Genomic DNA, 22,860 nt, shown 5'->3' with positions numbered 1-22,860 from the left:
AGTGAAACCGGAATAAAGACGAGCAAAAGCCCGTATTCCAGATGTTGTTGGTGCTGCGGTGGCGCCACATTGGCAGAGTGCGGGGCTGTACAGGGATGATGTGCCCCGGCGGGTTTACGCCGTGGCTGTTTCCCGCCACGGCCGGGCGGCCGAGCAGCACGACTCGACAGGGAACAACGCGGCCGGGAGGAATCCGGGGATGCTGGGAGCCATAGGTCTCGATGAGACACAGGAGTCGGCCTACCGTGCGCTCGTGGCGGTCGGAGCCGCGGAGGTCTCCGATCTCGCACACCGGCTGGCACTGCCCGAGCGGGACACCGAGCGGGCGCTGCGGCGGCTGGAGCAGCAGGGGCTGGCCGCCCAGTCGTCGGCCCGTACGGGGCGCTGGGTCGCGGCGCCGCCCGGGGTCGCGCTGGGGGCGCTGCTGACCCAGCAGCGCCATGAGCTGGAGCAGGCGGAGCTGGCGGCCGCGCTGCTGGCCGAGGAGTACCGGGCGGATGCCGCCGAGCCCGCCGTGCACGATCTGGTCGAGGTGGTCACCGGAGCGAGCGCCGTGGCCCACCGTTTCCATCAGATTCAGCTGGGCGCGACGAGTGAGGTGTGCGCCCTGGTCACCGGAAATCCGATCGCCGTCAGCGGTATCGAGAACGAGTCGGAGGAGCGGGCCGCCACCCGCGGGGTGTCGTTCCGGGTGGTGGTCGAGCGCGAGGTGCTGGCACTGCCGTCGGGGATCCTGGAGCTGTCGGCGGCGCTGAGCCGCGACGAGCAGTGCCGTGTCGTGGACCGGGTTCCGACCAAGCTGGTCGTGGCGGACGGAGCGATGGCGATGGTGCCGCTGACCCGTCGGGGCGCGGAGGCAGCGGCCCTTGTGGTGCACGAATCAGGACTGCTGGAGTCGTTGAGGGGGCTCTTCGAGGCGGTGTGGCGCGAAGCGATGCCGCTACGGCTCGCCGAGAGCGGCCGAATCGACGAGGAATTCACGGGCCCTGATCCGACGGACCTGGAGATCCTGTCGCTGCTGCTGGCCGGCCTGACCGACGCCAGCGTCGCGAAGCAGCTGGACCTGGGACTGCGGACGGTGCAGCGCCGGGTCAAGGGCCTGATGGAGCTCACCGCGGTGTCGACCCGGCTCCAGCTGGGCTGGCACGCGTACGAACGGGGCTGGGTCGCCCGCGAACCGCGCCTCTGAGCGCGCCGCTGCGCCCGTCGTCGCGCCTCTGAGCTGCGCCGACGGGCTCGGGGCCGGGTGACGACGACGGGCGGGACCGGCCGGATTCCGGCAGGCTGGTCAAATGAGTGTGTGGCAGCTCGTCGCCGTCGGCCTGGTCATGCTGCTCGGCCTGATCGGTGTGCTGGTGCCCGGTGTGCCGGGGCAGGCGATCGTCTGGGCGGCCGTGCTGTGGTGGGCGCTGACGGACATGACACCGGCCGCCTGGGGTGTCCTGATCGGGGCCACCGCTCTGCTGCTGCTGAACCAGGCGCTGAAACCCCTGCTGCCGCCCCGCCGCCCCCGCGAGTCCGGGGCGCCCCGGCGGACGCTGATGCTCGGCGGGATCGGCGCGATCACCGGCTTCTTCGTGGTCCCGGTGGTCGGGGCGATCGCCGGGTACGTGGGGGTGATCTACGGGGCGGAGAGGCTGCGGCTGGGCAGCCGCGGGGCGGGCTGGGCGTCGGTCCGCTCGGTGATGCGGGCGACCGGCTACTCCGTGCTCGTCGAGCTGTTCGCGTGCCTGCTGGTGGCGGGTGCGTGGCTGGGCGCGGCCATCTGGGGCTGACAGTCCGCCCAAGCACGGCGTACACCGTAGGAGCGCCATGGCCGCCAGCGCCCCGAGCCGGGTGTCCCGTACGGATCCACATCGGGGTCGCCCAGGCCGCGCATCCGGATCAGCGCCGCCGTGGCCGGGCCGATCCCGGGAAGCCGTAGCAGCGCCTGCTCGGCCTCGTCCCGGTCGGCCCCCGCGTCGAGCCGTACCTCCCCCTCGGCGAGTGCGACGGTGAGCGCGCGCAGCGCGGGGCCGGACACCGCGCCGGCCAGGACACGGGGTTCGGGGAACACATGGGTGAGCCCGCCGCAGGGCACGTCCAGGACCTTCCCGTACGTCTCGACCAGCTCACCGGCCGCCACCGGGCCCAGCAGCGCCCGTACGGCGAACTCCTCCGGGTCCGCCGTACCGGGCGAGCGCACCCCCGGGCGCGCGGCGACCCCCGCCGCGAGCGCCGGATCGGCGCCGAGCAGTTCGTCCACGGCGTACGGATCGGCGTCCAGGTCGAAGAGGCGGCGCAGCCGCTGCACCGCGGTCGTCAGATCGCGCAGGTCCGTGAGGTGGATGCGAGCCTCCAGCCAGTTGCCGGCCGACCGCTCGTCCACGGCGGCGACACCCGTGCCGTGCGGCAGGCGCAGGGTGCGGCGGTAGGTCCGGGCCCCGGTCTCCCCGCCGACCTCCTCGATCCGGGCGACCGTCTCGGCGGCGAGCAGATCGAAGACCTCGCGCGCCGCGTACGGCCCCCGGTGCGCGAGCCGGAGCGGGATGCCGGCGGCGCGCCCCTCCCGGACGCCGGCCCCGAGCCCGGTGCCCGCCTCGGCGCGCAGATCGCTCGGGGTGCGGGCGTAGATCTGCCGGATGGTGTCGTTGAACTGGCGCACGCTGGCGAACCCGGCGGCAAAGGCAACCTCTGTGACGGGCAGCGCGGTGGTCTGGAGCAGGACCCGTGCGGTGTGCGCGCGCTGGGCGCGGGCCAGGGCGACGGGTCCCGCGCCAAGCTCCGCGTTGAGCTGCCGCTGGATCTGCCGCGAGCTGTAGCCGAGCCGGTGGGCGAGACCGTGGACGCCTTCCCGGTCCACCACACCGTCGCCGATCATCCGCATGGCGCGGCCGACCACGTCCGCCCGGACGTTCCAGTCCGCGGAGCCGGGGACGGCGTCCGGGCGGCAGCGGCGGCAGGCCCGGAAGCCGTTGCCCTGGGCGGCGGCCGCGGTGGGGTAGAAGCGGACGTTCTTGCGTTTAGGGGTGATGGCGGGGCAGCTCGGCCGGCAGTAGATGCCGGTCGTCTCGACGGCGAAGAAGAACTCCCCGTCGAAACGCGCGTCGCGGCTGCTCACCGCCTCGTACCTGGTCTCTTCGTCCATCACACGTCCAGTGTGCACCCCCGGACACTGCCGCACTCGCGGTTTTCGGACGTCGGCCAGGAGCCCCGGCTACCGTACGCGACCCCGCTTCGCTGCCACGGCGGCCCGGCCCTCGGCCCCCTTGCGCTTCCAGTCGCGCAGCATCTCCGAGCGGACCCGGGCGTCGGTCTTGGCGACGATGCGCCGGTTCTCGCGGAGCAGCTTGCGGTAGCTGTCGATGCGTCGCTCGGGGAGCGATCCGTCCTCGATCGCGGCGAGCACCGCGCAGCCCGGTTCGGCCTCGTGCGCGCAGTCGTGGAACCGGCACTGCCCGGCCAGCTCCTCGATCTCGGAGAAGACCTGGCCCACCCCGGTCTCCGCGTCCCACAGACCGACGCCGCGCAGTCCCGGGGTGTCGATCAGGACACCGCCGGAGGGCAGGACCAGCAGATTGCGGGTCGTGGTGGTGTGCCGGCCCTTGCCGTCGATGTCACGGGTGGCCCGCACCTCCATCTCGTCGTGCCCGAGGAGCGTGTTGGCGAGGGTGGACTTGCCCGCACCGGAGGCCCCGAGGAGCACGCTCGTTCCGCCGGAGACGATGGCGGCGAACACGTCGACACCCTCACCGGTGGCAGAGCTGACGGGCAGCACCTGCCCGCCGGGCGCGAGCCTCTCGACGTCCTGGACGAGATGGGAGAGCGTGACCGCGTCCGGGACCAGATCGGCCTTGGTGAGCACGACAAGGGTCTCGGCGGTCCCGCCCCCGCCCGCCGGACCATCGTGCAGCAGCGCGTCACCGCCGGTGCTGGACATGGCCAGGGCGAGGAACCGCTCCACCCGGCCGAGGTCGAGCTCGACGGCCAGCGAGACGCAGATGGCGATGTGGTCGACGTTGGTGGCGAGCACCTGGCCCTCGGAGCGCTTGGACGAGGTCGAGCGGACGAAGGCCGTGCGCCTCGGCAGCAGCGTGCGGACGAACTGCGGGTCACCGTCGGGGTCCACGGCGGCCCAGTCGCCCGTGCAGACGATCCGCATCGGGTCCCGGGGGACGACGAACGCCGTGTCCGCGCGGACCGTGCCGTGGGCGGTGACGATGTCGCACTGCCCTCGGTCGACCCGCACCACGCGTCCCGGGAGGAGCCCCTGTTCCGCGTACGGAGCGAACTCGGCCGCCCAGCCGTCGTCCCAGCCGTAGGCGGACAGCGGGTGCGACGACGAGGAGTCCTGAGGAGTGGAGAGAGAAGAGGGAGAAGAAAACGAGAAAGACAAGGGAAACCCTTCACAGGGTGGCCCCGGCAACGCGCACTGCGGCGCGGAGATTCTTGAAGTAGGTCAGCCGGTGGCCACGGGGGTGGGAACGATGCTCTTCGGCTTGTGGGCAGCGCCCACCGCAACGACAGTCATCAATGTCCTCACCTCCGGTTTCCCGCACGGTCCGGCACCAGCGGTCTTCTCCGCCGTCCGTAACGAGCCACACGATAGCCCGCGGCGGCCGGGCGGCGTCAACCGATTAATCACGGGCCTCCGTTCGGACCTGAACGGAGAGGTGCCAGGTGTCGCGGCCGGAATATCACAGGCTCTCCCTCGATCGAGTGATACGCATGGAGATCGACCGGTCGCGGACGGTTAGGGTGCCGGACATGACCTCCCCCCAGACAGCCACCGGCACGTTCACCCAGGCCCAGTTGGGCACGCTCAGCCTGATCGGCTGGAGCGGCGAGAACCCCCACGGCGATCACGACGTCGCCTTCCTGCTCGTCTATTCACTGGGCGACGGCTCGGAAGGGCCCGCTGTCGGCCTGGCCGCCATGCGCATCGCCCTGGGCCGCTGCGGACTCCCGGCCGGCGGCGCCCCGGTGCGCGCCGACGAGACGCCGGGCCTCCCGGTGAAGCTCCTCGTCCAGGCCGGCCAGGCAGTCCTGACGCTGCCTCACTTCAGTGCCCAGTACCCCGTACCGCCCCAGTGGCTGGCGGCTGCCGCCGAACAGGGCGAGGTGCACGCGATGTTCGCCACCCGCCCCTGGCCCCAGGGAGCACCAGGGCTTCCGGTGGGCGAGGAGGAGCTGCGCCTCTTCGCGGGCGACCCGGAGGTCATCGCAAGTTCCGCCCACTGCGTTCTTCCGGTGGGCAGCCTGCGCTGACCTCCCCCGAGCGCGCGCACCGGTGCCCACCACCCCCGCGGAGTGGTGGGCATCGACGCGTGCCCGGGTGCCGCGACCACGCACTGCGGGCGGCCCAGATACCGGGCCGCCCGCAGTGTGTGTCGGTGCTCAGCTGTTGCCGATGCCGTTCCCGGAGAGGACCGGAATGCCGTTCACCAGGTGCGAGAGCGCTTCGTCGCCCTTGGCCTGGGTGGAATTCTCGGCGCACTGCTGGTTCTGCGGGGAGGACAGGACATCGATGTCCTGGACCGCCACGGGCACGAAGAGGCCCACGAGTGAGCCCGCGTTGGCCTTGATCGGTGCTCCGAGGCAGAGCTTGTTCAGCGAGCCCTGGACGAGCTGGACCTGCGGGCTGCCGTCGCCCCGGGTCACACTGTTGCCGAACGAGTCCTTGGCGCCGTTGCCGTTGACCGACGTGGTGCCCTCTTCGTTGCCGATCGCCATGGCCGAGGGGGCCATGGCGGCCGAGAGGCCGACCAGAGAAACGGCCACTGCCGCGCCGGCCATCATCTTCTTCATCACGCTTCACCTTTCGGAGCGTTCCGTTCTGGAACGTACTGATCAACCTCTTGCGGAGGTTTCGGTTCCGCGGTTCCACCCAAATGGGTTCACTCCTGCGCAAGTTCGTTGTCGCGGCGTCAACCGCGCGCGCCCTCGACGGAGATGCGCGCTCCCGGGACGAAGCCGCCCACGCTGGTCCGCCCGGACTCCGCACCGCCCGGCGGAGCCCCGTCACGGCGGGCCGCCGCCTGCCACTCGGCGAGGAGACGGTCGTAGATCGGTGTGCTGTCCTGCGGGTACCGGTGCGGGTCCCGCGGTCGTTGGCTGTCGCGCTGGTCCATGAATGGCCCTTACCCGGTACGACGCGAAGCCTTCGCCGCGACTACGGCAGCCGGCTCAGCGGACCCGTCCTTTCGGGGGAGCCCCCGGCCGCGCCTCGGCACACGACGTGGGGCCGACCCGTCCGGGCGGCCGGAAAATTCCGGCTGCCCCGGACAACGGGTCGGCCCCACGCGTGCATCAGGGACCGCTGACGCCTCGCAAGCAGCGGGCGCCTCGGGAACGACTAGTCGTTGGCGACGCCGTTGCCGGACAGGATCGGGATTCCGGACAGGATGTGCGACAGAGCCTCGTCACCCTTGGCCTGGGTGGAGTTCTCGGTGCACTGCTGGTTCTGCGGGGAGGACAGGACGTTGAGGTCCTGGACCGACACCGGGATGGCACCGAGGAGCGAACCGACGTTGGCCTTGGCAGGCAGGGCGATGCAGGGCTTGTTCAGCGAGCCCTGGATGAGCGCGAACTGCGGGCTCCAGTCACCGTGGGTGGCGGAGTTGCCGTAGGACTGCATGGCACCGTTGCCGTTGACCGAAGTGGTGCCTCCCTCGTTGCCGATCGCCATGGCCTGCGGCGCGATGGCCGCGGAGACGCCGACGATGGAAGCAGCGACGGCCGCCGAAGCCATAATCTTCTTGATCATGAGATAGCCCTTCTGGGTTTTATGGTGCCCGGCTGTCCGGAGCGAACTGATCAACTCGCGGTGGCGGGAATGGTTGTGGCGCTTCACTCGAACGGTTTTCCCGTGCCCCGTACGGATACGGGGTGTGGGGCACCGGAGAAGTGCGTGTGCCTGGGTGTGAGGCGTCGGACGCCGTGGTGAGGGCGGGTCAGCCGCCGATCGGGAGGCCGCCCACGAGCGGGGCGGCGCCCTTGACCGCACCGGTGGCCTGGCCTGCGACCTTGGTGACGGTGCCGTCCTTGTGCAGCGCCTCGGCGGCATCGCCGACGGTGCCGACCACCGGGTCGACGGCCTGCGGGGCCGCGGCCACCACCTGGTTGATACCGCCGTCGAGGCTGAAACTCGGGGCCGTGGCGTTGGTAACGGCGAAGGCGGGAGCGGCCGTTCCGAGAGCGACCACGGAACCGGCGACAAATGCGGCTGTCTTCGCGTACTTCACTTTCGGGTTCCCTTCTGCGGCGGCATCCGTTTCGGTCGCGTTCTCGCACCGCACCAGCCTTCTTTAGCTGTGACTTCTGCCGCTTTCCCTCTGAATAACGATCCGATTGCGGCCGGGCAACTGGACGGCCGCGCTTTTCTCGAGCCGTCCTCCGAGGGCTGGTCCGGCAATCCCTGGCGGGATCCCTCAGACCTCGGCAGATTGCATGCCTCATCACTGATGCGCGTACGCGAGGGGACAGCGGACACGGTTCGGTGGTGCATTGCCGGCGCTCCGTAACGCGGTCCCGACCGGATATCCACCCCCAGCCGCCGGCGCACCGCTCCCCGGGCCGACGGAACGCCTCCGGCCGTTCCGCCGCATCGAGGGGGCCGCGAACTCCCGGGACGGAGCGCGGAAAAGAGGAAAGCCCCGGATCGCATGGAATGCGATCCGGGGCAGACCGGTGCCGAACGAATTCGGCGTGCGGCAATCAGTGGTTGGCGCAGAAGTTGCCGAAGGTCGGGTTCAGCAGACCGATGACGTTCACGGTGTTACCGCAGACGTTGACCGGAACGTGGACCGGAACCTGGACGGTGTTGCCGGACAGCACGCCCGGGGAGTGCGCGGCCACACCCTCTGCGCCGGAGTCGGCGAAGGCCGGGGCAGCGGCACCCATCGCCATGAGGGTTCCGGCGGCGACGACGGCGATCTTGGTGTACTTCACTTTCAACCCTTTCTTTCGACGGAGTCCGGAGCGGTCACGACTTTCGTGCCGCACGAGCGCGGTCCTGATCGCTCGTAACTCCGCCGCTGCAATTCGTAACGATTTCAGACGGTAAGCGAAACTCTTCATCGGGGAGATTCTCGCGAATCCGCCCGAATGCCACAGCTCCGGTCACCTGCTGCCACCGCAGTGGTGATCCGCCCTTTCCGGCGTACTCGGCAAAGGGCAGCAGCAGGCCCGGACCGCCGGACGGGAAATGCCGACGGTCCGGGCCTGTTCACAGCTGGATCAGCTGTTGCCGGCACCGTTGCCGGAGAGGACCGGGATGCCGGACAGGATGTGCGACAGCGGCTCGTCACCCTTGGCCTGGGTGGAGTTCTCGGTGCACTGCTGGTTCTGCGGGGAGGACAGGACGTTGATGTCCTGGACCGCGACCGGGATGAGACCGATGAGCGAACCGACGTTGGCCTTGGCCGGCAGGCCGATGCAGGGCTTGTTCAGCGAGCCCTGGACCAGGCCGAACTGCGGGCTGCCGTCGCCGTGCGTCTCGGCGTTGCCGAACGACTGCGAGGCGCCGTTGCCGTTGAGGGAGGTCGTACCGCCGGCGTCGCCGATGGCCATCGCCTGCGTGGCGCCGAGACCGAGGATGGAGGCGGCGACGGCACCCGTAGCCAGGACCTTCTTGATCACAATGAACCCTTCTCGTACTGGATGCCCCGTACCGGAGCGCACTGACCAACTGACTTCCGGACCTTTGGTTATCTCCTTTCACTCGAATGCCGAAGCCGCGCGGACATCCGTACGAAAAGTCCACGCGGAATGGACCGGAAGCGTCAATTGGACACACATCCGTAATCCTTCCGAGTGGTCACAGGATTCACACGAGTTCCACGTTTCTCCCACGCAATGTCGTCGTTATGTGTGTCGTCGAGCTCGTCCGACGGGACGCCCGTGCAGCAGAACTGGCAGGCCCGACGGTTGCTGGACCGCCTGATGTACGAATTTGCGGGTCGAAACCCCCGCACGAGATGTCCTAAGGAAGGGCAACCCATGCGAAAAGCCTTGAGTAAAAGCGTGCTCGTCATGGCGGCGGCGTCAGGCATCCTGACCGCCTCCGGCGGCTACGCGTTCGCCGACGCCTCGGCCGACGGTGCCGCGATCGGTTCGCCCGGTGTGGGTTCGGGCAACGCGGTGCAGGTGCCTGTGCACATCCCGGTCAACCTGTGCGGCAACACGGTCAACGTGATCGGTGCGCTGAACCCCGCGTTCGGCAACGAGTGCGAGAACGAGGACGAGTACGGCGGCTCCGAGGCCGGTGACGCGCAGGGCGCGGACGCCGACGGATTCGCCGCTGGCTCCCCCGGTGTGCTGTCGGGCAACCTGATCCAGGCGCCGGTCGACGTTCCGGTCAACGTCTGCGGCAACACGGTCGACGTGGTGGGTCTGCTGAACCCCGCCTTCGGCAACGAGTGCGAGAACGAGTCGGGTGAGGTCGACACCCCGAAGCCCCCGAAGCCCCACAAGCCGCCGAAGCCGCACAAGCCCCCGAAGCCGCACGAGCCGCCGACGGGCCACCACGACCACGACTGCCCGTGCGGCCACCACCACAACCCGCCGGAGCCCCCGAAGCCGCCGAAGCCGCACAAGCCCCCGACACACCACCACGACCACAACTGCCCGCCCGACCACCACAAGCCGCCGACCCACAACCCCCCGAAGCACAACCCGCCCACGCACAACCCCCCGACCCACAACCCGCCCACCCGCGCGTGGCACCCGCACAACCCGCCGGCCCACACCTGGCACCACACGCCGGCCACGCACCACAAGCCGCCGCAGCTGGCGCACACCGGTGCCGACGGCAACCTCGGCATCGCGGGTGGCGCCAGCGCCGCGCTGGTGCTCGGTGGCGGCCTGCTGATGCGCCGCAGCCGCGCCGCGCAGAAGTGAGGTAGCCCCGACACGAAGAAGGTCCGGCCGGACAGCGTGCTGCTGTCCGGCCGGACCTGTTCGCGTCCGGGTGCCGTTCCCCGCCGTCAGACCCGGGAGAGTCCCGCGCGGTCGAGGCACTCGGCGATCGTCGCCGTCTCGGCGGCGTCCAGCCGGCGCATCGGCGGGCTCATCACGTTGGTGGCGATGATCCCGCGCAGCATCAGCGCGGTCTTGAACGCGCCGAGTCCGGCCGCTGTGGCGGACGCGGTACCGGGACGGGCGGCGCGGATGATGTCGAAGAGCGCGACGAGGCGGTCCTGTTCGGCCCTCGCCGCCGCCCAGTCACCGCGGACCGCGGCCTCGTGAAGGCGTACGTACCCGTGCGGGTCGACGTTGCCGAGCCCCGGGACCGAGCCGTCGGCGCCGCCGAGCATCATGGCGTCGACGACCAGTTCGTGGCCCGTGAGGACGGAGAAGTCCGGCAGTTCGCGGGCGCCGATGACGAGCCGGCGGAACGAGCCGTCGTCCCCGCTGGAGTCCTTCACACCGGCCAGCACCCCGTCGGCCGCCAGCGGCAGCAGCAGTTCGGGGTCCAGCTTGCTGTGTACGCAGACCGGCACGTCGTACGCGAGGACCGGCAGGTCGACGGCGGCGGCGATGTCCCGGAAGTGCCGGTCGATCTCCAGGTCGTGGGTGCGGGTGTAGAAGGGCGCGGTGACGACGACGGCGTCCGCGCCGAGCTCGGCTGCCCGGCGGGCGCGCTCGATCGCCCGGTTGGTGGTGGTCTCGATCGCGCCGACGAGGACCGGCACCTGGCCGGCGGCCGCCGAGGTGATGGCCCCGATGACCTCGTCCTGCTGTCCGGGCGTCAGATAGGCGGTCTCGCCGGAGCTGCCGAGGGCGAAGAGCCCGCTGACACCGCCGTCGAGGAGATGCCCCACGACCCGCTCCAGGGAGGGACGGTCGAGCTCGCCGTCCGCGGTGAGCGGGGTGACGACGGGCGGGATCACTCCCGAGTAGCGGGGGGTTCGGGCGGTCATGCGGTGCTCCTTGCGGACGGTACGGGGGTCGGGTCCCCGGAAGGGGACGCGGAGGTCTGGGGGTGGACGCAGTGCCAGCGGTGTTCGTCCGGCCCGACGGTCTCGGCCGGGAAGGCCGTGGTGCACGCCTCGTCGGCCTTCCAGCAGCGGGTGCTGAACGGGCAGCCGGGCGGCGGGTTGGTGGCTGAGGGCACCGGGCCGGTGAGCACGATGCGTTCGGTCGTCTCCAGCAGGCTGGGCGTCGCGGAGAGCAGGGCCTCGGTGTACGGGTGGCTGGGGCTGCCCGCCACGTTGGAGGCCCGGCCCTCCTCGACGATGCGGCCGAGATAGAGGACGGCGATGCGGTCGGCGAGGTAGCGCACGGTCTGGATGTCGTGCGAGATGAACACCATGCCGAGGCCGAGCCGTTCACGCAGATCGACGAGGAGGTTCAGCACCTGGGCGCGTACGGAGACGTCGAGGGCGGAGGTCGGTTCGTCGGCGACGATCAGTTCGGGTTCCAGCGCCAGGGCCCGGGCGATGGCGACGCGCTGGCGCTGGCCGCCGGAGAGCTGTCCGGGCAGAGCGGCCAGGGTGTGTCCGGGGAGGCCGACCAGGTCGAGCAGTTCCTCGACGCGGGCCTCGCGCTCCTCACGGGTGCCCCGGCGGTGCACGTCGAGCGGGTCACGCAGGATCTGGCGGACCGTGAGCCGGGGGTTGAGCGCGGTGGACGGGTCCTGGAAGACGACGCCGACGGCCGAGCCGAAGTCGCCCCGCCGTTCGGCGCCCGACATGGCCCACAGGTCACGCCCGTGGAACAGGACCTCGCCCTCGGTGGGCTTCTGGAGTCCGGTCAGCACCCGGGCCAGCGTCGACTTGCCGCAGCCCGACTCACCGACCAGGCCGACGATCTCGCCGCGCTTGACCTCCAGCGTGGCATCGGTCAGCGCGTGGACGGCGTCGCGGCTGAAGAGACCTCCGCTGCGTGCCTTGTGGCGTACGTGAACGCCGTTGAGCCTGATCACAGGGCGCTCCCTTCGAGCTTCATCGCGGCGGCGCCGGCCGGGTGGTGGCAGGCGAGGCCGTGGTCCTTCGCACCACCGCGCCCGGTGAGTGCGGGGGTGGTGGTGCGGCAGAGGTCGGTCGCCGCGCCGCAGCGACCGGCGAACCGGCATCCCGCGCCGAAGCCCTGGGGTGCGGGGACGACGCCTCGGATCTGGTGGAGCCGCTTTGCGCCCGCCTCCAGGGAGACGACGGAGCCGAGGAGCCCGCGGCTGTAGTGGTGGGCCGGGTCGGTGAGGACCGCCCGGGTGTCGCCGACCTCGGCGAGCCGGCCCGCGTACATCACGGCGACCCGGTGGGAGAGATCGCCGACGAGGGCGAGGTCGTGGGAGACCAGCACCATGGCGAAGCCGAGTTCGTCGCGGAGCCGGATGAGGAGTTCGACGACCTGGGCCTGGACGGTGACGTCGAGGGCGGTCGTCGGCTCGTCCGCGATCAGGAGGCGGGGGCTGCGGGAGAGGGCCATGGCGATGAGTACGCGCTGGCGCTGGCCGCCGGAGAGCTCGTGGGGGTAACTGCGCAGGGTGCGCTCGGGTGAGAGGCCGACGAGCTCCAGGAGTTCGGCGGGGGTCTTCGTACCGCCGCGCGAGGTCAGTTGCCTGAGCTGGGTGCCGACGAGCACGGAGGGGTTGAGGGAGGAGAGCGCGTCCTGGTAGACCATCGCGATCTCGGGGCCCATCAGGGCGCGGCGTTCCCTCGGCGGGAGCTTCAGCAGGTCCTTGCCCCGGTAGAGGATCTCGCCGCTGACCTCGGCGTTGCGGGCGAGGAGGCCCATGACGGCGAGGCTGGTGATGGACTTGCCGCAGCCGGACTCGCCGACCAGGCCGAGGGTCTCGCCCTCGTGGACGGTGAAGTTCAGCTTGTCGACGACGGGGATCTCGCCGTAGCGGTCCGGGAAGCGGATCGCCAGATCGCGTACGACGAGGAGTTCCTCGGCGTCGGCGCGGACCGGTGTGATGGCGGGCTCGGTGGCGTTGATGTGCTGGGCGAGCTTGGTGAGGGCCGCGTCGATGTCGACGGTCGCGGCGGCCTCGACCGGGTCCGGCGCGGTGGTCGCGGCGGGGTCGGCGGCGGCGCGGGCACTCTTGGGTGCCGCCGAGGCGTCGGTGAGGCCTTCGGAGAGGATGTTGAGCGCGAGGACCGTGATCAGGAGGGCCAGGCCGGGGAAGAAGGTGGCCCACCAGCCGCCCGCCAGGAGGATCTGCCGGCCGTAGGCGAGCACGCTGCCCCAGCTGGGGTCGGGGTCCTGCACACCGGCGCCGATGAAGGAGAGACTGGCCTCGAAGATGATGGCCTCGGCGACCATGACGGTCGCGAAGACCATGACCGGGGCCATGCAGTTGACGGCGACGTGACGGAGCACGATGTAGCCGCGCCGGGCACCGATGACCTTCTCGGCGGCGACGTAGTCCTCGCCGTACTGGGAGAGGACGTTGGCACGGACCACCCGGGCCAGCGACGGGGTGTACACGAAGGCGATCGTGAAGATGATCACCGGGACGCTGGTGCCGAACACGGCGACGAGGACGGCCGCGAGCGCGATCGGCGGGAACGACATGACGACGTCGAGGGTGCGCATGACGGACTCGTCGCCCAGTTTGCGCGAGGTGGCGGCGAGCGAGCCGAGCAGGGCCCCGGCGACCAGGGCGCAGGCGGTCGCGCCGAGGCCGATGACCAGCGAGTAGCGCGAGCCGTGCACGACGCGGGCGAACACGTCGCGTCCCGCCCGGTCGGTGCCGAACCAGTGCTCACCGCTCGGGGCCTGGACGGGGTTGCCCGTGGCCAGGGGGTCCTGGGTGAGCAGAGGGGCGAGTACGGCGCCGAGGACGACGACGATCAGGACGCCGAGGGCGACGCGGGAGGTTGCCGGGAGAGCGCGGAAGGCGACGCCCGGTCGGGAGAGCTTCTTGGCCAGACGGCCCGTGGCGAACATGTCACACCGTCCTGATGCGCGGGTTGACCAGCAGGTAGAGCAGGTCGACGATGACGTTGACCACCAGGAATGCGATGGCGATGGTCAGTACGGTGCCCTGGACCAGGGCGACGTCGCCTCCGGTGACACCTTCGAGGATGAGCTTGCCCATACCGGGCAGGTCGAAGATCGCTTCGATGACGACGGCGCCGCTGAGCAGGTAGCCGACCTTGACTCCGAGCACGGTGAGCGGCGTGACGAGCGCGTTGCGCAGGACCGAGCGGATGACCAGGAAGACCGGCAGACCGTTGCCCTGCGCGGTTCGCACGTAGTCCCGGTCGAGTTCGGTGACCATCGAGGTGCGGATGAGGCGGGCGAGTGAGGCGGCGACCGGCACCGCCAGTGACACCGCGGGCAGGATCATCGTTCTGAGCCACCCGCCGAACGAGTCGGCGATGTTGGTGTATCCGCCGGTCGGGAAGATCTGGGTGTTCAGGGCGAACTGCTGGATGAGCAGGACCCCGAGCCAGAAGGACGGAACGGCGACGCCGGCCATGGACAGCACCCGGAAGAGCTGGTCGGGCCAGCGGTCCCGGTACATCGCGCCCAGGACGCCGCCGACGACGGCGAGCACGATGGCGATGACGAGCCCGAGCACGGTGAGCTGGAGGGTAAGCGGGAAGGCGGCGGTGATCCGGTCGGCCACGGGCTGGCTGGGCGGGACGGTCATCCCGAGGTCGAGGTGGAACAGCTGGCCGAGGAAGTCGAAGTAGCGGACGGGCAACGGGTCGTTGAGCCCGTTGGCCTCGGCGAAGGCCTCCCGGGCCTCGGGGGTGGCGCTCTCCCCGAGCGCGTTGAAGGCCGGGTCGACCGGCGAGAACTGCAGCACCACGAAGACGAGCAACGCGATGCCGAGGATCATCACCGGCATCATCGCGACGCGGCGCAGCGCGAGCCGGAGAAAAGCAACCATCGTCGGGTTCCTTGCGATTGGGCGGTCGTCCGGTCCGGGACACCGGGGGTGCTCGGTGTCCCGGACCGGGTTGTCGGGCGCGCGGCGGGCGGCGCCGGTCCGGGGCTCCCGTCCGGACCGGGCCGGTCGGCCCGGTCCGATCCGGACGGGAGGGCTGGGGCCGGGCCGTACGGCGGCCTGTGCGGGGACTTCCGTACGGCCCGGCGGGAATCGCCGGTCAGGAGGGGCTGACGTCCAGGAAGGACAGGCCGGTGGTCGGCAGCGGCTTGAAGCCGGTCAGACCCTTCTCGTTCCAGGCGGTGGGCAGCTTGCGGTGGAGGATCGGGTAGAGCGGCACCTCGTCGGCGACGAGGTCGGTGACCTGGCCCCACAGCTGCTTGCGGGTTGCCTCGTCGCCGGCCTGGGCGGCCTTGTCGAGGAGCTGCTTGACCTTCTTGTACTCGGTGGTCCTGGACCAGCCGTAACGGTTCTCCGGCCAGAAGCCGTAGTAGAACCAGCGCAGCAGCAGGTCCGCGTCGTTGCCGAAGACGGAGGGGTCGCCCGGTGCGACGAGGACCTCGAAGTCGCCGCTGTCGACCTTGGCGTACTGGGCCGCGGACTGGGCGATGCCCAGGGTGGCCTCGATGCCGGCGGCGGCCCAGCTCTCCTTGATGAGGGGGGCGATGTCCTTGACCCAGCCGGTGTCGGTGGTCAGGACGGTGAACTTGAGGTCCTTCACGCCGGCTTCGGCGAGCAGCTTCTTCGCCTTGGCCACGTCGTGCGTGTAGACGGTGGCGGCCTCGTGGTAGTCGGGGTGCGTGGCGGGGACGTAGCCCGTGGCCGCCGACGCGTTCCCGACCATGGCGGTCTTGATGATCTTCTCGGTGTCCAGCGCGTAGTGCAGGGCCTGGCGGACCCGCTTGTCCGCGAACCGCTTGTCGGCGGTGTTGAACATCAGGAAGAGCAGACCGAAGGACTGCACGGACTCGGTCTTCGCCGAGGCGGAGAGTCCCTTCACGTCGATGTACGGGACGTCCTCGATGGCCTGGACACGGCCGGACTGCATGGCGCTGACGCGGGCCGACTGGTCCGAGATCAGGCGCCAGACCATCTTCTTGGCCTTCGCGGGGTGCGCGCCGTTGTACGCGTCGAACTTCTCGAAGACGATCTTGTCCTCGCGGGTCGCCGAGACGAACTTGTACGGCCCCGAGCCGACGGGCTTGGCGTCGAATCCCTTGACGTCCGCCTCGACGATCTTCTTCGGCACGATCCGGGCCACGGCGATGCGGGACGGGAAGAGCGCGAAGGGGTACGTGAGCTTGAACTCGACCGTGGAGGCGTCGACGGCCTTGACGGTGTCGATGAAGGGCACGAACTGCGCCATCAGCGAGGCGTTCTTGGGGTCCAGGATGCGTTCGAAGCTGAACACGACGTCGTCGGCGGTGACGGCCGATCCGTCGTGGAAGGTCGCGCCCTTGCGCAGCGTGGCGCGGTAGGTGGTGGCGTTGATCTTCTTCGGCATCTCGGTGGCGAGTGCGGGCCGTGCCACGAGTGTTGCCGGATCGAGATCCACCAGCCCCTCGAAGATGTGCATATTGGCCGCGTACGGGGTCGCACCCGAGGTGATCATCGGGTCGAAGCCGGTGGACAGCGGGTAGGACAGACCGGCCTCGATGAGGTCGCTGCCGCTGCTCCTGCCCGTCGAGCCGTTGGTGGTCGACGAGGGACCGCCGCACGCGGAAAGGCCCGCCGTGATGGCGGCCGCGGCACCCACGGCACTGGTGTAACGCAGGAAGGTGCGGCGCTCGACACCGGCTGATCTCAGCTCGGGCACGGGTCCTCCAGGGACTTGAGGTGGGGCGTCAGGGGTAAAAACGGGGGGTCCGGCGCAGATTCACACGGACCGCGGAACCTGAAGCATCAGACGTCAGATGTCTGATGCCTTGATAGCGTGGGAACGTAGCTTGACAATCGAGAGGGGTCAAGAGGTGGGGAGTTCACATATGTCCGGAACGAGGCCCGGCCGGCAGCTGCTCCGGCAGGAAGTCGTCGACGGCATCAAGCGGTACATCCTCGAAGAAAGGCTTCGCCCCGGGGACCCGCTGCCCACCGAGCCCGCCCTGTGCGAGGCCCTCGGCGCCAGCCGCTCCAGCGTCCGCGAGGCCGTGAAGATCCTGAACGCGCTGGACATCGTCGAGGTCCGGCACGGGCACGGCACCTACGTCGGCCGGCTGAGCCTGTCCGCGCTGGTGGAGAGCCTCACCTTCCGCGGACTCCTCTCACCCGACGACGACTTCCAGGTGATGTCCGACCTGGTCGACGTACGCGAGCTCTTCGAGCGCGGCCGGGCCGACCGGATCGTCTCGCTGCTCACGCCGGAACAGCTGGACACCCTGGACGGCCTGGTGGCCACCATGCGCGCGACCGGGGCCCAGGACGGGAACGGCTTCGTCGCCGCCGACCGCGCCTTCCACGCCCTGCTCGTCGCCCCCCTCGGCAACGATCTGATCGGGCAGCTCTCCATGGCGTTCTGGGATGTGTACGCGATCGTCGCGCCGCACCTGGACGGCTTCACACACTCCGACGAGACGGAGACGATCGCCGCCCACCAGAACATCGTGGACGCCGCGCGGGCGGGCGACATCGCCGGGTTCATCAAGGCGCTCGGGGAGCACTACGCCCCCGTCCGCCGCCGGATCTCCGAGGCCCGCGCGCGGCGCTGAGCCACCGCCCCGACCACCCGGGGGCTGCGGAACGGGACGGGCGGACCCTTGACGGCCCACGCGATGGGTGCCTAGGGTCCGTTTGCCGATAGGACATCTGACGTCATCTGTCTGAGGGTCAGTGCGTCACCTCGCACCCGGCCCTTCCCGCACCACCTCCCAGGAGGGCACCTCCATGCCGTTCACGGACCTCTCCCTCGCGGACTGCCGCGACTACCGGCCGGCACTTCCCGTTCCGGCGGACCTCGACGCCTTCTGGTCGCGGACCCTGGACGAGGCCCGGTCGTGCGCGTCGGACAAGCCCGTGTTCGCACCGGTGGAGACCGGGCTCACCCAGGTCCGTACGTACGACGTGACGGTTCCCGGTTTCGCCGGGCAGCCGGTGCGCGGCTGGCTGCGGATGCCGGCCGGGGCGGACCGGCCGCTCGGCTGCGTCGTGGAGTTCCTGGGGTACGGCCGGGGGCGGGGCCTGGCGCACGAGAACCTGCTCTGGGCGTCGGCCGGTTACGCTCATCTGCTCATGGACACCCGCGGCCAGGGCTGGTCGGCCGCGGGCGGCGACACCGCCGACCCCGACGGCGGTGCGGCCGGCGTCGTGCCCGGATTCCTCACCCGGGGCATCGGGAGCCCCGAAACGTACTACTACCGGCGGCTGTTCACCGACGCGGTGCGCTGCGTCGACGCGGTGCGCGAGCGGCCCGAGATCGATCCGGACCGGATCGTGGTGACCGGGGTGAGTCAGGGCGGCGGGATCGCGCTGGCGGTCGCGGGGCTCGTGCCCGGGCTGGCAGGGGTGATGCCGGACGTGCCGTTCCTGTGCAACTTCCGGCGAGGGGCCGAGATTTCGGGCCGCCCGCCGTTCACCGAGATCGCCGAGTACCTCAAGCTCCACCGCGACCGCACCGAGTCCGTCTTCACCACCCTGTCGTACTTCGATGCCGCACTGCTCGCCACCCGGGCCACGGCCCCCGCGCTGTTCTCCATCGCGATGATGGACGACATCTGCCCGCCCTCCACCTGCTTCACCGCCTACAACGGCTACGCCGGGCCCAAGGACGTAAGGATCTACGCGTTCAACGGGCACGAGGGCGGCGCGGAGTACCAGCAGCGGGAACAACTCGCCTGGGTGCGCTCCCTGTTCGCAGGCCTGCCGTAGGGGCAGGCCGGCCACTCCTGACCGGAGGCACCTTCCGTGCGCAGAAGATCCATGCTCCTTGCCGCAGGCGCGGCAGCCCTGGGCACCCAGCTCGGCTCCCGCGCCTTCGCCGCCGCTTCCGGCAGCGGCCCGCTCCTGGACCACGACACCCCTGTGGACCTGGACGGCAGCGAGTACGTCGACCTGTCGAACCAGGCCGGCGTACTCGCCCCGCTCACCGCGGGAACCATCGTGGTCACCTTCCGCACCACCAGCCACAACCAGGCGATGACGCTGATCAGCGCCTCGGACCCCACCGCCCCCTCCTCCGACATCACGCTCAATCTGAGCGGCGGCGCCCTTCAGTTCTCCGTACGCGAGAAGGGCACGGTGCTCATTAATGTCATGACCAGGACACGTTATGACGACGGGCAGCGCCACACCGTCGCCGTCACCGTCGACGCCTCGGGCACCAGGCTGCACGCCGGCGGGCGCACGGTCTTCGAGACGGCGCAGCGCTCCTTCTTCAAGAACGTCTCCGGAGCGACCGCCCTCGCGCTGGGGCGCAACGTGGACAGCGACCACCCCGGCGGCGAGTGGTTCTGCACCGGCACGATCGAGCGGGCCGCGGTCTGGGACCGGGTCCTGGGCGAGAGCGAACTGGTGGCGCAGAGCCCCCGCCCCGATCTCGCCGACCTGGGCCGGATCTCCACGATCCTCAACAGCGACACCCCGGCCACCTGGGTCGTCACCGGTGACAGCATCACGCACGGCGCACTGCACACCAACGGCCGGCGCAGCTACCCGGAGCACTGGACGGAGCGCGTCCGCTGGGAGCTGGGCAAGCCGAAGAACCGCGACTTCGTGATCGATTCCGGGGTGAGCGGCGCGACCAGCGCCGAACTCGTCGCACGGTTCGGCGAGCGGGTCACCGCCTTCTCGCCGCACGTCGTCTCGATCATGATCGGTACCAACGACATCGCGACGTCCGGACTCGGCCTCGACGCCTACCGGGCCAATCTCGTCTCGCTCGTGGGCTCGGTCCGCGCCCTGCCGGGCTCACCGGTGCCGGTGCTCCAGTCACCCAACCCGGTCGACCCGGCGAGGTGGCCGGGCCGGGTGAACCTGTCGCAGTACGCGCAGGTCATGGGCGAGGTGGCGGCCCAGCAGAAGGCCGTGTTCATCGACCACCACGCCGACTGGCTGAACGGAAACGGCGGCCAGGTCCCGCTGTCGCTGCTGAGCGACGGGCTCCACCCCAACGAGCGGGGCCATCACCGCATGGTCCTGAGAATGATCAAGGATCTGCGGATCTTCGACGCGAACAGCCGGGTCTGCTCCCTGGTCGTCCCGTAGCCCCGGCGCGCTCCCCCAAGTCTCCCACCCTTCGAGAAGCACCACCCCTTCCGAGAAGAGAGATCGTCCATGCAGCGAACAGTCCCTGTCGCCCTGCTCGGCGCCGCCCTGCTGGTGGTCGCCACGACCGGCACCGCACAGGCCGTGTCCCCCGCCCCCGGCACGCTCACCTCCCAGGACCTGACCGTCGACGGAGTCGGCTCGCCCCACTACCGCATCCCGGCCCTGACCACCTCGGTCAAGGGCACGGTCCTGGCGGCCTACGACGCCCGCCCCACTCTCGGCGACCTGCCGTCCAACATCGGCATCGTGCTGCGCCGCAGCACCGACGGCGGCACGACGTGGCAGGCACAGCAGGTGGTCCGCAAGGACGCCGCCCCCGCCGGCTACGGGGACCCGAGCCTGCTGGTCGACCGGACCACCGGCCGCATCTTCCTGTTCTACGCGGCCGGGGTGAACCAGGGCTTCTTCGGCTCGGCCACCGGAAACGACGAGTCCGACCCCAACGTCCTTCAGGCCGACTACAGTTACTCGGACGACGACGGTCTGACCTGGACCCACCGCCGGATCACCAAGCAGATCAAGAACCCGGCCTGGGGCGGCATGTTCGCGGCGTCCGGCGAGGGCATCCAGCTGCGCAACGGTGTGCACAAGGGCCGGCTGATCCAGCAGTACGCCATCCGCAACAACAGCGCCAACTACGCGGTCAGCGCGTACAGCGACGACCACGGCGCGACGTGGCAGATGGGCACACCGGTCGGGCCCGGCGGGGACGAGAACAAGACGGTCGAGCTGAACGACGGCACGGTCATGCTCAACAACCGGTCGGCGCCGTACCGGACGATCGCGTACTCCTCGGACGGCGGGGTCACCTACACGCCGTTCGTCCAGGACACCGAGCTCCCCGACCCGGCGAACAACGCCTCCGTCATGCGCTACGCACCCGACGCCCCGGCTTCGAACCCGCAGTCGTCCTGGCTGCTGTTCAGCAACACCGAGGCCACGTCGCGGAAGAACCTCACGGTCAAGATGTCCTGCGACAACGGGAAGACCTGGCCGATCAAGAAGGTCGTCGACGCGGGTGCCGCGGCCTATTCCACTCTGACGCGCCTGCCGGACGGACGGCTCGGCCTGCTGTACGAGCGGGGCAACTACGAGCACATCACGTACTCCTCGTTCGACCTGAAGTGGCTCGGCGGCACCTGTGCCGACATCACGATCACCCCGCCCGCGACCCTCAAGGCGGGCACGAGCGCCGAGGTGACGGTCCGGGTCGTCAACCGGATGGACGTCACCCGCAGCGCGGGCACCGTCGACCTGACCGTGCCGAGCGGCTGGACGGCGAAGCAGACCGCGTTCCCCGCGACGAGGCCCGGTGAGGGCGCCAATATCAAGGTCCCGGTCACCATCCCCGCGGGTGCCTCGGGGAACGCCACACTCACCGCGACCTTCCGGTCCGACGGCAAGCAGGCATCGGGCAGCGCGACGGTGACCGTCACCCCGTAGCCCGGACGACGGGCCCGCGTCCGGCCGCCACGGGGCGGCTGGACGCGGGCCACCGACACCCCGTTCAATGGTCACCACGCACAGTGACGGAGAGGGTGGTGGCGGACGTGGCGGGAGCCGGATTACGCATCGGGGTGGTCGGCGGGAGCGTCGCGGGCTGCGCGATGGCGATCGCGGGCGCCAGGGCCGGAGCCGAGGTCACGGTCCATGAGCGCAGCGACGGGGTGCTGGAGGACCGGGGGTTCGGCATCGTCGTCCCGCCGCCGCTCCATGCGGAGCTGGTCGCGGCCGGATATCTGGACGCCGGCATGCCGACCGCTCCGGTGCTCTCGCGGGTCTGGCTCACACGGGAGCCGGGCCGACGATCCGCCCGTGAACTTGCTTGCCAGGAAAGTGCGGTGACGCCCTGTCACTGGGGGCTGCTGTGGCGGACGCTGCGGGCGAACGCCGACGGCGTGACGTATCACCGGGGACGGCCCGTCACGGAGGTGCTGCGCCGCCCGTCGGGCGGTGCGGTGATCCGTACGGCGGACTCGGAGGAGCCCTACGACATCGTCGTCGGGGCGGACGGACCCCGGTCCGTCACCCGTGCGGCCGTCGCCCCGCGGGTGCGGCCGGTTCCGGCGGGGTACGTGGTGTGGCGCGGCACCCTCCCTCTCGACGCGCTCGCCGGACACCCGCGCCCCCTGGAGCTGGTGCGCGCTGCCTGGATCACCCTGGGATTCCGGGGCGGGCACGGCGTCTTCTACCTCATTCCGGGGGCCGTCGACGGTTCCCGGCTGCTGGCCTACGCCATCTACGGCTCCCCTCCCCCGCCCTCGTGGCGCGCGCCGCGCGAGGAGTACGTGCGACGCGTCGCCGAGGAGCACTTCCCGGCGGACTGGGCCGAGATCGTCGGCCGGGGTACGCACACCTCCCTGGCGTGCCACGATGTCGCCGACTTCCATGTGCCCCGGGTCGCGCAGCCGCCGTTTCTGCTGGCGGGCGACGCGGCGAGCATCACCCGGCCGCACACCGCGAGCGGCGCGACCAAGGCATTGCGGGACGCGCTCTGCCTGGAGCGCGTGCTGCGCGCCTCGTCGTCGGCCGCCGAGGCACTGCACCGGTACGCCGACGAGCGGTCGGACGAGGGTGCGCGCCTGGTCGCCCTCGGCCGCAGGCTGGGGCACGCCATGGTCGAACGGACCCCCGACTGGGCGGCGATGGGCCCGGATGAAGTGGCGCACTGGAGCCGGGCCGCACTGGACGGCGCCGGCAGCTATCTGTTCGGCGACATCCGGCGCTGAGCCCGGCCAAGGACGTGCGGGGAACCAGGGCGCCGCGTCCCCGCACGT

At 70.5% G+C, this 22,860-nt stretch carries 22 protein-coding genes; 9 read left to right on the top strand and 13 right to left on the bottom strand.

Annotation, left to right across the window (positions count from 1 at the left end; genetic code table 11):
- The first annotated feature begins 199 nt into the window (after positions 1-199).
- Positions 200-1,189 (top strand): helix-turn-helix domain-containing protein, encoded by a 990-nt coding sequence (locus ACZ4LX_RS02015; protein ID WP_467637128.1) that lies wholly within the window; start codon positions 200-202, stop codon positions 1,187-1,189.
- A gap of 103 nt (positions 1,190-1,292) precedes the next feature.
- Positions 1,293-1,775 (top strand): DUF456 domain-containing protein, encoded by a 483-nt coding sequence (locus ACZ4LX_RS02010; RefSeq protein WP_467637124.1) that lies wholly within the window; start codon positions 1,293-1,295, stop codon positions 1,773-1,775.
- On the opposite strand, the gene ACZ4LX_RS02005 is transcribed toward ACZ4LX_RS02010, so the two are convergent.
- Together ACZ4LX_RS02005 and rsgA are read right to left on the bottom strand one after the other, a co-directional pair.
- Positions 1,700-3,127 (bottom strand): DNA-3-methyladenine glycosylase 2 family protein, encoded by a 1,428-nt coding sequence (locus ACZ4LX_RS02005; protein ID WP_467637810.1) that lies wholly within the window; start codon positions 3,125-3,127, stop codon positions 1,700-1,702. The genes ACZ4LX_RS02010 and ACZ4LX_RS02005 overlap by 76 nt on opposite strands.
- Before the next feature lie 69 nt (positions 3,128-3,196).
- Positions 3,197-4,375 carry a ribosome small subunit-dependent GTPase A gene (gene rsgA, locus ACZ4LX_RS02000; protein ID WP_467637120.1) on the bottom strand — a complete coding sequence of 393 codons (1,179 nt, stop codon included), beginning with the start codon at positions 4,373-4,375 and terminating at the stop codon, positions 3,197-3,199.
- A gap of 371 nt (positions 4,376-4,746) precedes the next feature.
- Between rsgA and ACZ4LX_RS01995 the strand changes: the two genes are divergently transcribed.
- A complete protein-coding gene (locus tag ACZ4LX_RS01995) occupies positions 4,747-5,247 on the top strand; it encodes a DUF5949 family protein (protein ID WP_467637117.1) in 501 nt (166 codons plus the stop codon).
- 129 nt (positions 5,248-5,376) lie between these two features.
- On the opposite strand, the gene ACZ4LX_RS01990 is transcribed toward ACZ4LX_RS01995, so the two are convergent.
- The 6 genes from ACZ4LX_RS01990 to ACZ4LX_RS01965 all read right to left on the bottom strand — a co-directional run bounded on the left by ACZ4LX_RS01990 (position 5,377) and on the right by ACZ4LX_RS01965 (position 8,619).
- On the bottom strand, positions 5,377-5,787 hold the full coding sequence (locus ACZ4LX_RS01990; RefSeq protein ID WP_467637114.1) for a rodlin: 411 nt from the start codon (positions 5,785-5,787) through the stop codon (positions 5,377-5,379).
- Between the two features lie 119 nt (positions 5,788-5,906).
- Positions 5,907-6,110, bottom strand: coding sequence for a hypothetical protein (locus ACZ4LX_RS01985; protein ID WP_467637111.1), 204 nt, complete (start codon positions 6,108-6,110; stop codon positions 5,907-5,909).
- 224 nt (positions 6,111-6,334) lie between these two features.
- Positions 6,335-6,745 carry a rodlin gene (locus ACZ4LX_RS01980; protein ID WP_467637108.1) on the bottom strand — a complete coding sequence of 137 codons (411 nt, stop codon included), beginning with the start codon at positions 6,743-6,745 and terminating at the stop codon, positions 6,335-6,337.
- Positions 6,746-6,932: 187 nt separating this feature from the next.
- On the bottom strand, positions 6,933-7,223 hold the full coding sequence (locus ACZ4LX_RS01975; RefSeq protein WP_467637103.1) for a hypothetical protein: 291 nt from the start codon (positions 7,221-7,223) through the stop codon (positions 6,933-6,935).
- Between the two features lie 472 nt (positions 7,224-7,695).
- Positions 7,696-7,929: a chaplin gene (locus ACZ4LX_RS01970; RefSeq protein ID WP_467637100.1), complete on the bottom strand. Its 234-nt coding sequence runs from the start codon at positions 7,927-7,929 to the stop codon at positions 7,696-7,698.
- Positions 7,930-8,217: 288 nt separating this feature from the next.
- Entirely contained in the window at positions 8,218-8,619 is a 402-nt protein-coding gene (locus tag ACZ4LX_RS01965; protein WP_467637097.1) for a rodlin, read from the bottom strand.
- Between the two features lie 360 nt (positions 8,620-8,979).
- On the opposite strand from ACZ4LX_RS01965, the gene ACZ4LX_RS01960 reads away from it, so the two are divergent.
- The gene (locus ACZ4LX_RS01960) at positions 8,980-9,879 is read left to right on the top strand and encodes a chaplin (RefSeq protein ID WP_467637090.1); all 900 of its coding nucleotides are present in this window, start codon (positions 8,980-8,982) and stop codon (positions 9,877-9,879) included.
- An 86-nt stretch (positions 9,880-9,965) separates the two neighbouring features.
- Here the strand turns inward: ACZ4LX_RS01960 and ACZ4LX_RS01955 are convergent, their stop codons facing one another.
- From ACZ4LX_RS01955 to ACZ4LX_RS01935, 5 genes are all read right to left on the bottom strand, one after another.
- Positions 9,966-10,901 carry a dihydrodipicolinate synthase family protein gene (locus ACZ4LX_RS01955; RefSeq protein WP_467637085.1) on the bottom strand — a complete coding sequence of 312 codons (936 nt, stop codon included), beginning with the start codon at positions 10,899-10,901 and terminating at the stop codon, positions 9,966-9,968.
- Positions 10,898-11,905 (bottom strand): oligopeptide/dipeptide ABC transporter ATP-binding protein, encoded by a 1,008-nt coding sequence (locus ACZ4LX_RS01950; RefSeq protein WP_467637081.1) that lies wholly within the window; start codon positions 11,903-11,905, stop codon positions 10,898-10,900. Before ACZ4LX_RS01950 ends, ACZ4LX_RS01955 begins: the two co-directional genes overlap by 4 nt.
- Positions 11,902-13,875, bottom strand: a complete 1,974-nt coding sequence (locus ACZ4LX_RS01945) for a dipeptide/oligopeptide/nickel ABC transporter permease/ATP-binding protein (protein ID WP_467637076.1) — start codon at positions 13,873-13,875, stop codon at positions 11,902-11,904. The genes ACZ4LX_RS01950 and ACZ4LX_RS01945 overlap by 4 nt, the downstream gene beginning before the upstream one ends.
- Position 13,876: 1 nt before the next feature.
- Entirely contained in the window at positions 13,877-14,827 is a 951-nt protein-coding gene (locus tag ACZ4LX_RS01940; protein ID WP_467637073.1) for an ABC transporter permease, read from the bottom strand.
- A 217-nt stretch (positions 14,828-15,044) separates the two neighbouring features.
- Positions 15,045-16,640, bottom strand: coding sequence for an ABC transporter substrate-binding protein (locus ACZ4LX_RS01935; RefSeq protein ID WP_467637071.1), 1,596 nt, complete (start codon positions 16,638-16,640; stop codon positions 15,045-15,047).
- 169 nt (positions 16,641-16,809) lie between these two features.
- Here ACZ4LX_RS01935 and ACZ4LX_RS01930 point away from each other — a divergent pair, with 169 nt between their 5' ends.
- From ACZ4LX_RS01930 to ACZ4LX_RS01910, 5 genes are all read left to right on the top strand, one after another.
- Positions 16,810-17,529 (top strand): FadR/GntR family transcriptional regulator, encoded by a 720-nt coding sequence (locus tag ACZ4LX_RS01930; RefSeq protein WP_467637068.1) that lies wholly within the window; start codon positions 16,810-16,812, stop codon positions 17,527-17,529.
- Positions 17,530-17,704: 175 nt separating this feature from the next.
- Complete coding sequence (locus tag ACZ4LX_RS01925) at positions 17,705-18,685, top strand: acetylxylan esterase (protein ID WP_467637066.1); 981 nt, start codon at positions 17,705-17,707, stop codon at positions 18,683-18,685.
- A gap of 36 nt (positions 18,686-18,721) precedes the next feature.
- Complete coding sequence (locus ACZ4LX_RS01920; RefSeq protein ID WP_467721045.1) at positions 18,722-20,020, top strand: GDSL-type esterase/lipase family protein; 1,299 nt, start codon at positions 18,722-18,724, stop codon at positions 20,018-20,020.
- 69 nt (positions 20,021-20,089) lie between these two features.
- Positions 20,090-21,526: an exo-alpha-sialidase gene (locus tag ACZ4LX_RS01915; RefSeq protein ID WP_467637059.1), complete on the top strand. Its 1,437-nt coding sequence runs from the start codon at positions 20,090-20,092 to the stop codon at positions 21,524-21,526.
- Positions 21,527-21,624: 98 nt separating this feature from the next.
- Entirely contained in the window at positions 21,625-22,812 is a 1,188-nt protein-coding gene (locus ACZ4LX_RS01910) for an FAD-dependent monooxygenase (RefSeq protein WP_467637056.1), read from the top strand.
- Positions 22,813-22,860 lie beyond the last annotated feature (48 nt).

It is taken from the genome of Streptomyces sp. NPDC026062 (genome assembly GCF_055568375.1).
The sequence above is the reverse complement of the archived record's forward strand: the minus strand, read 5'-3'. Positions and strand labels throughout refer to the sequence as shown.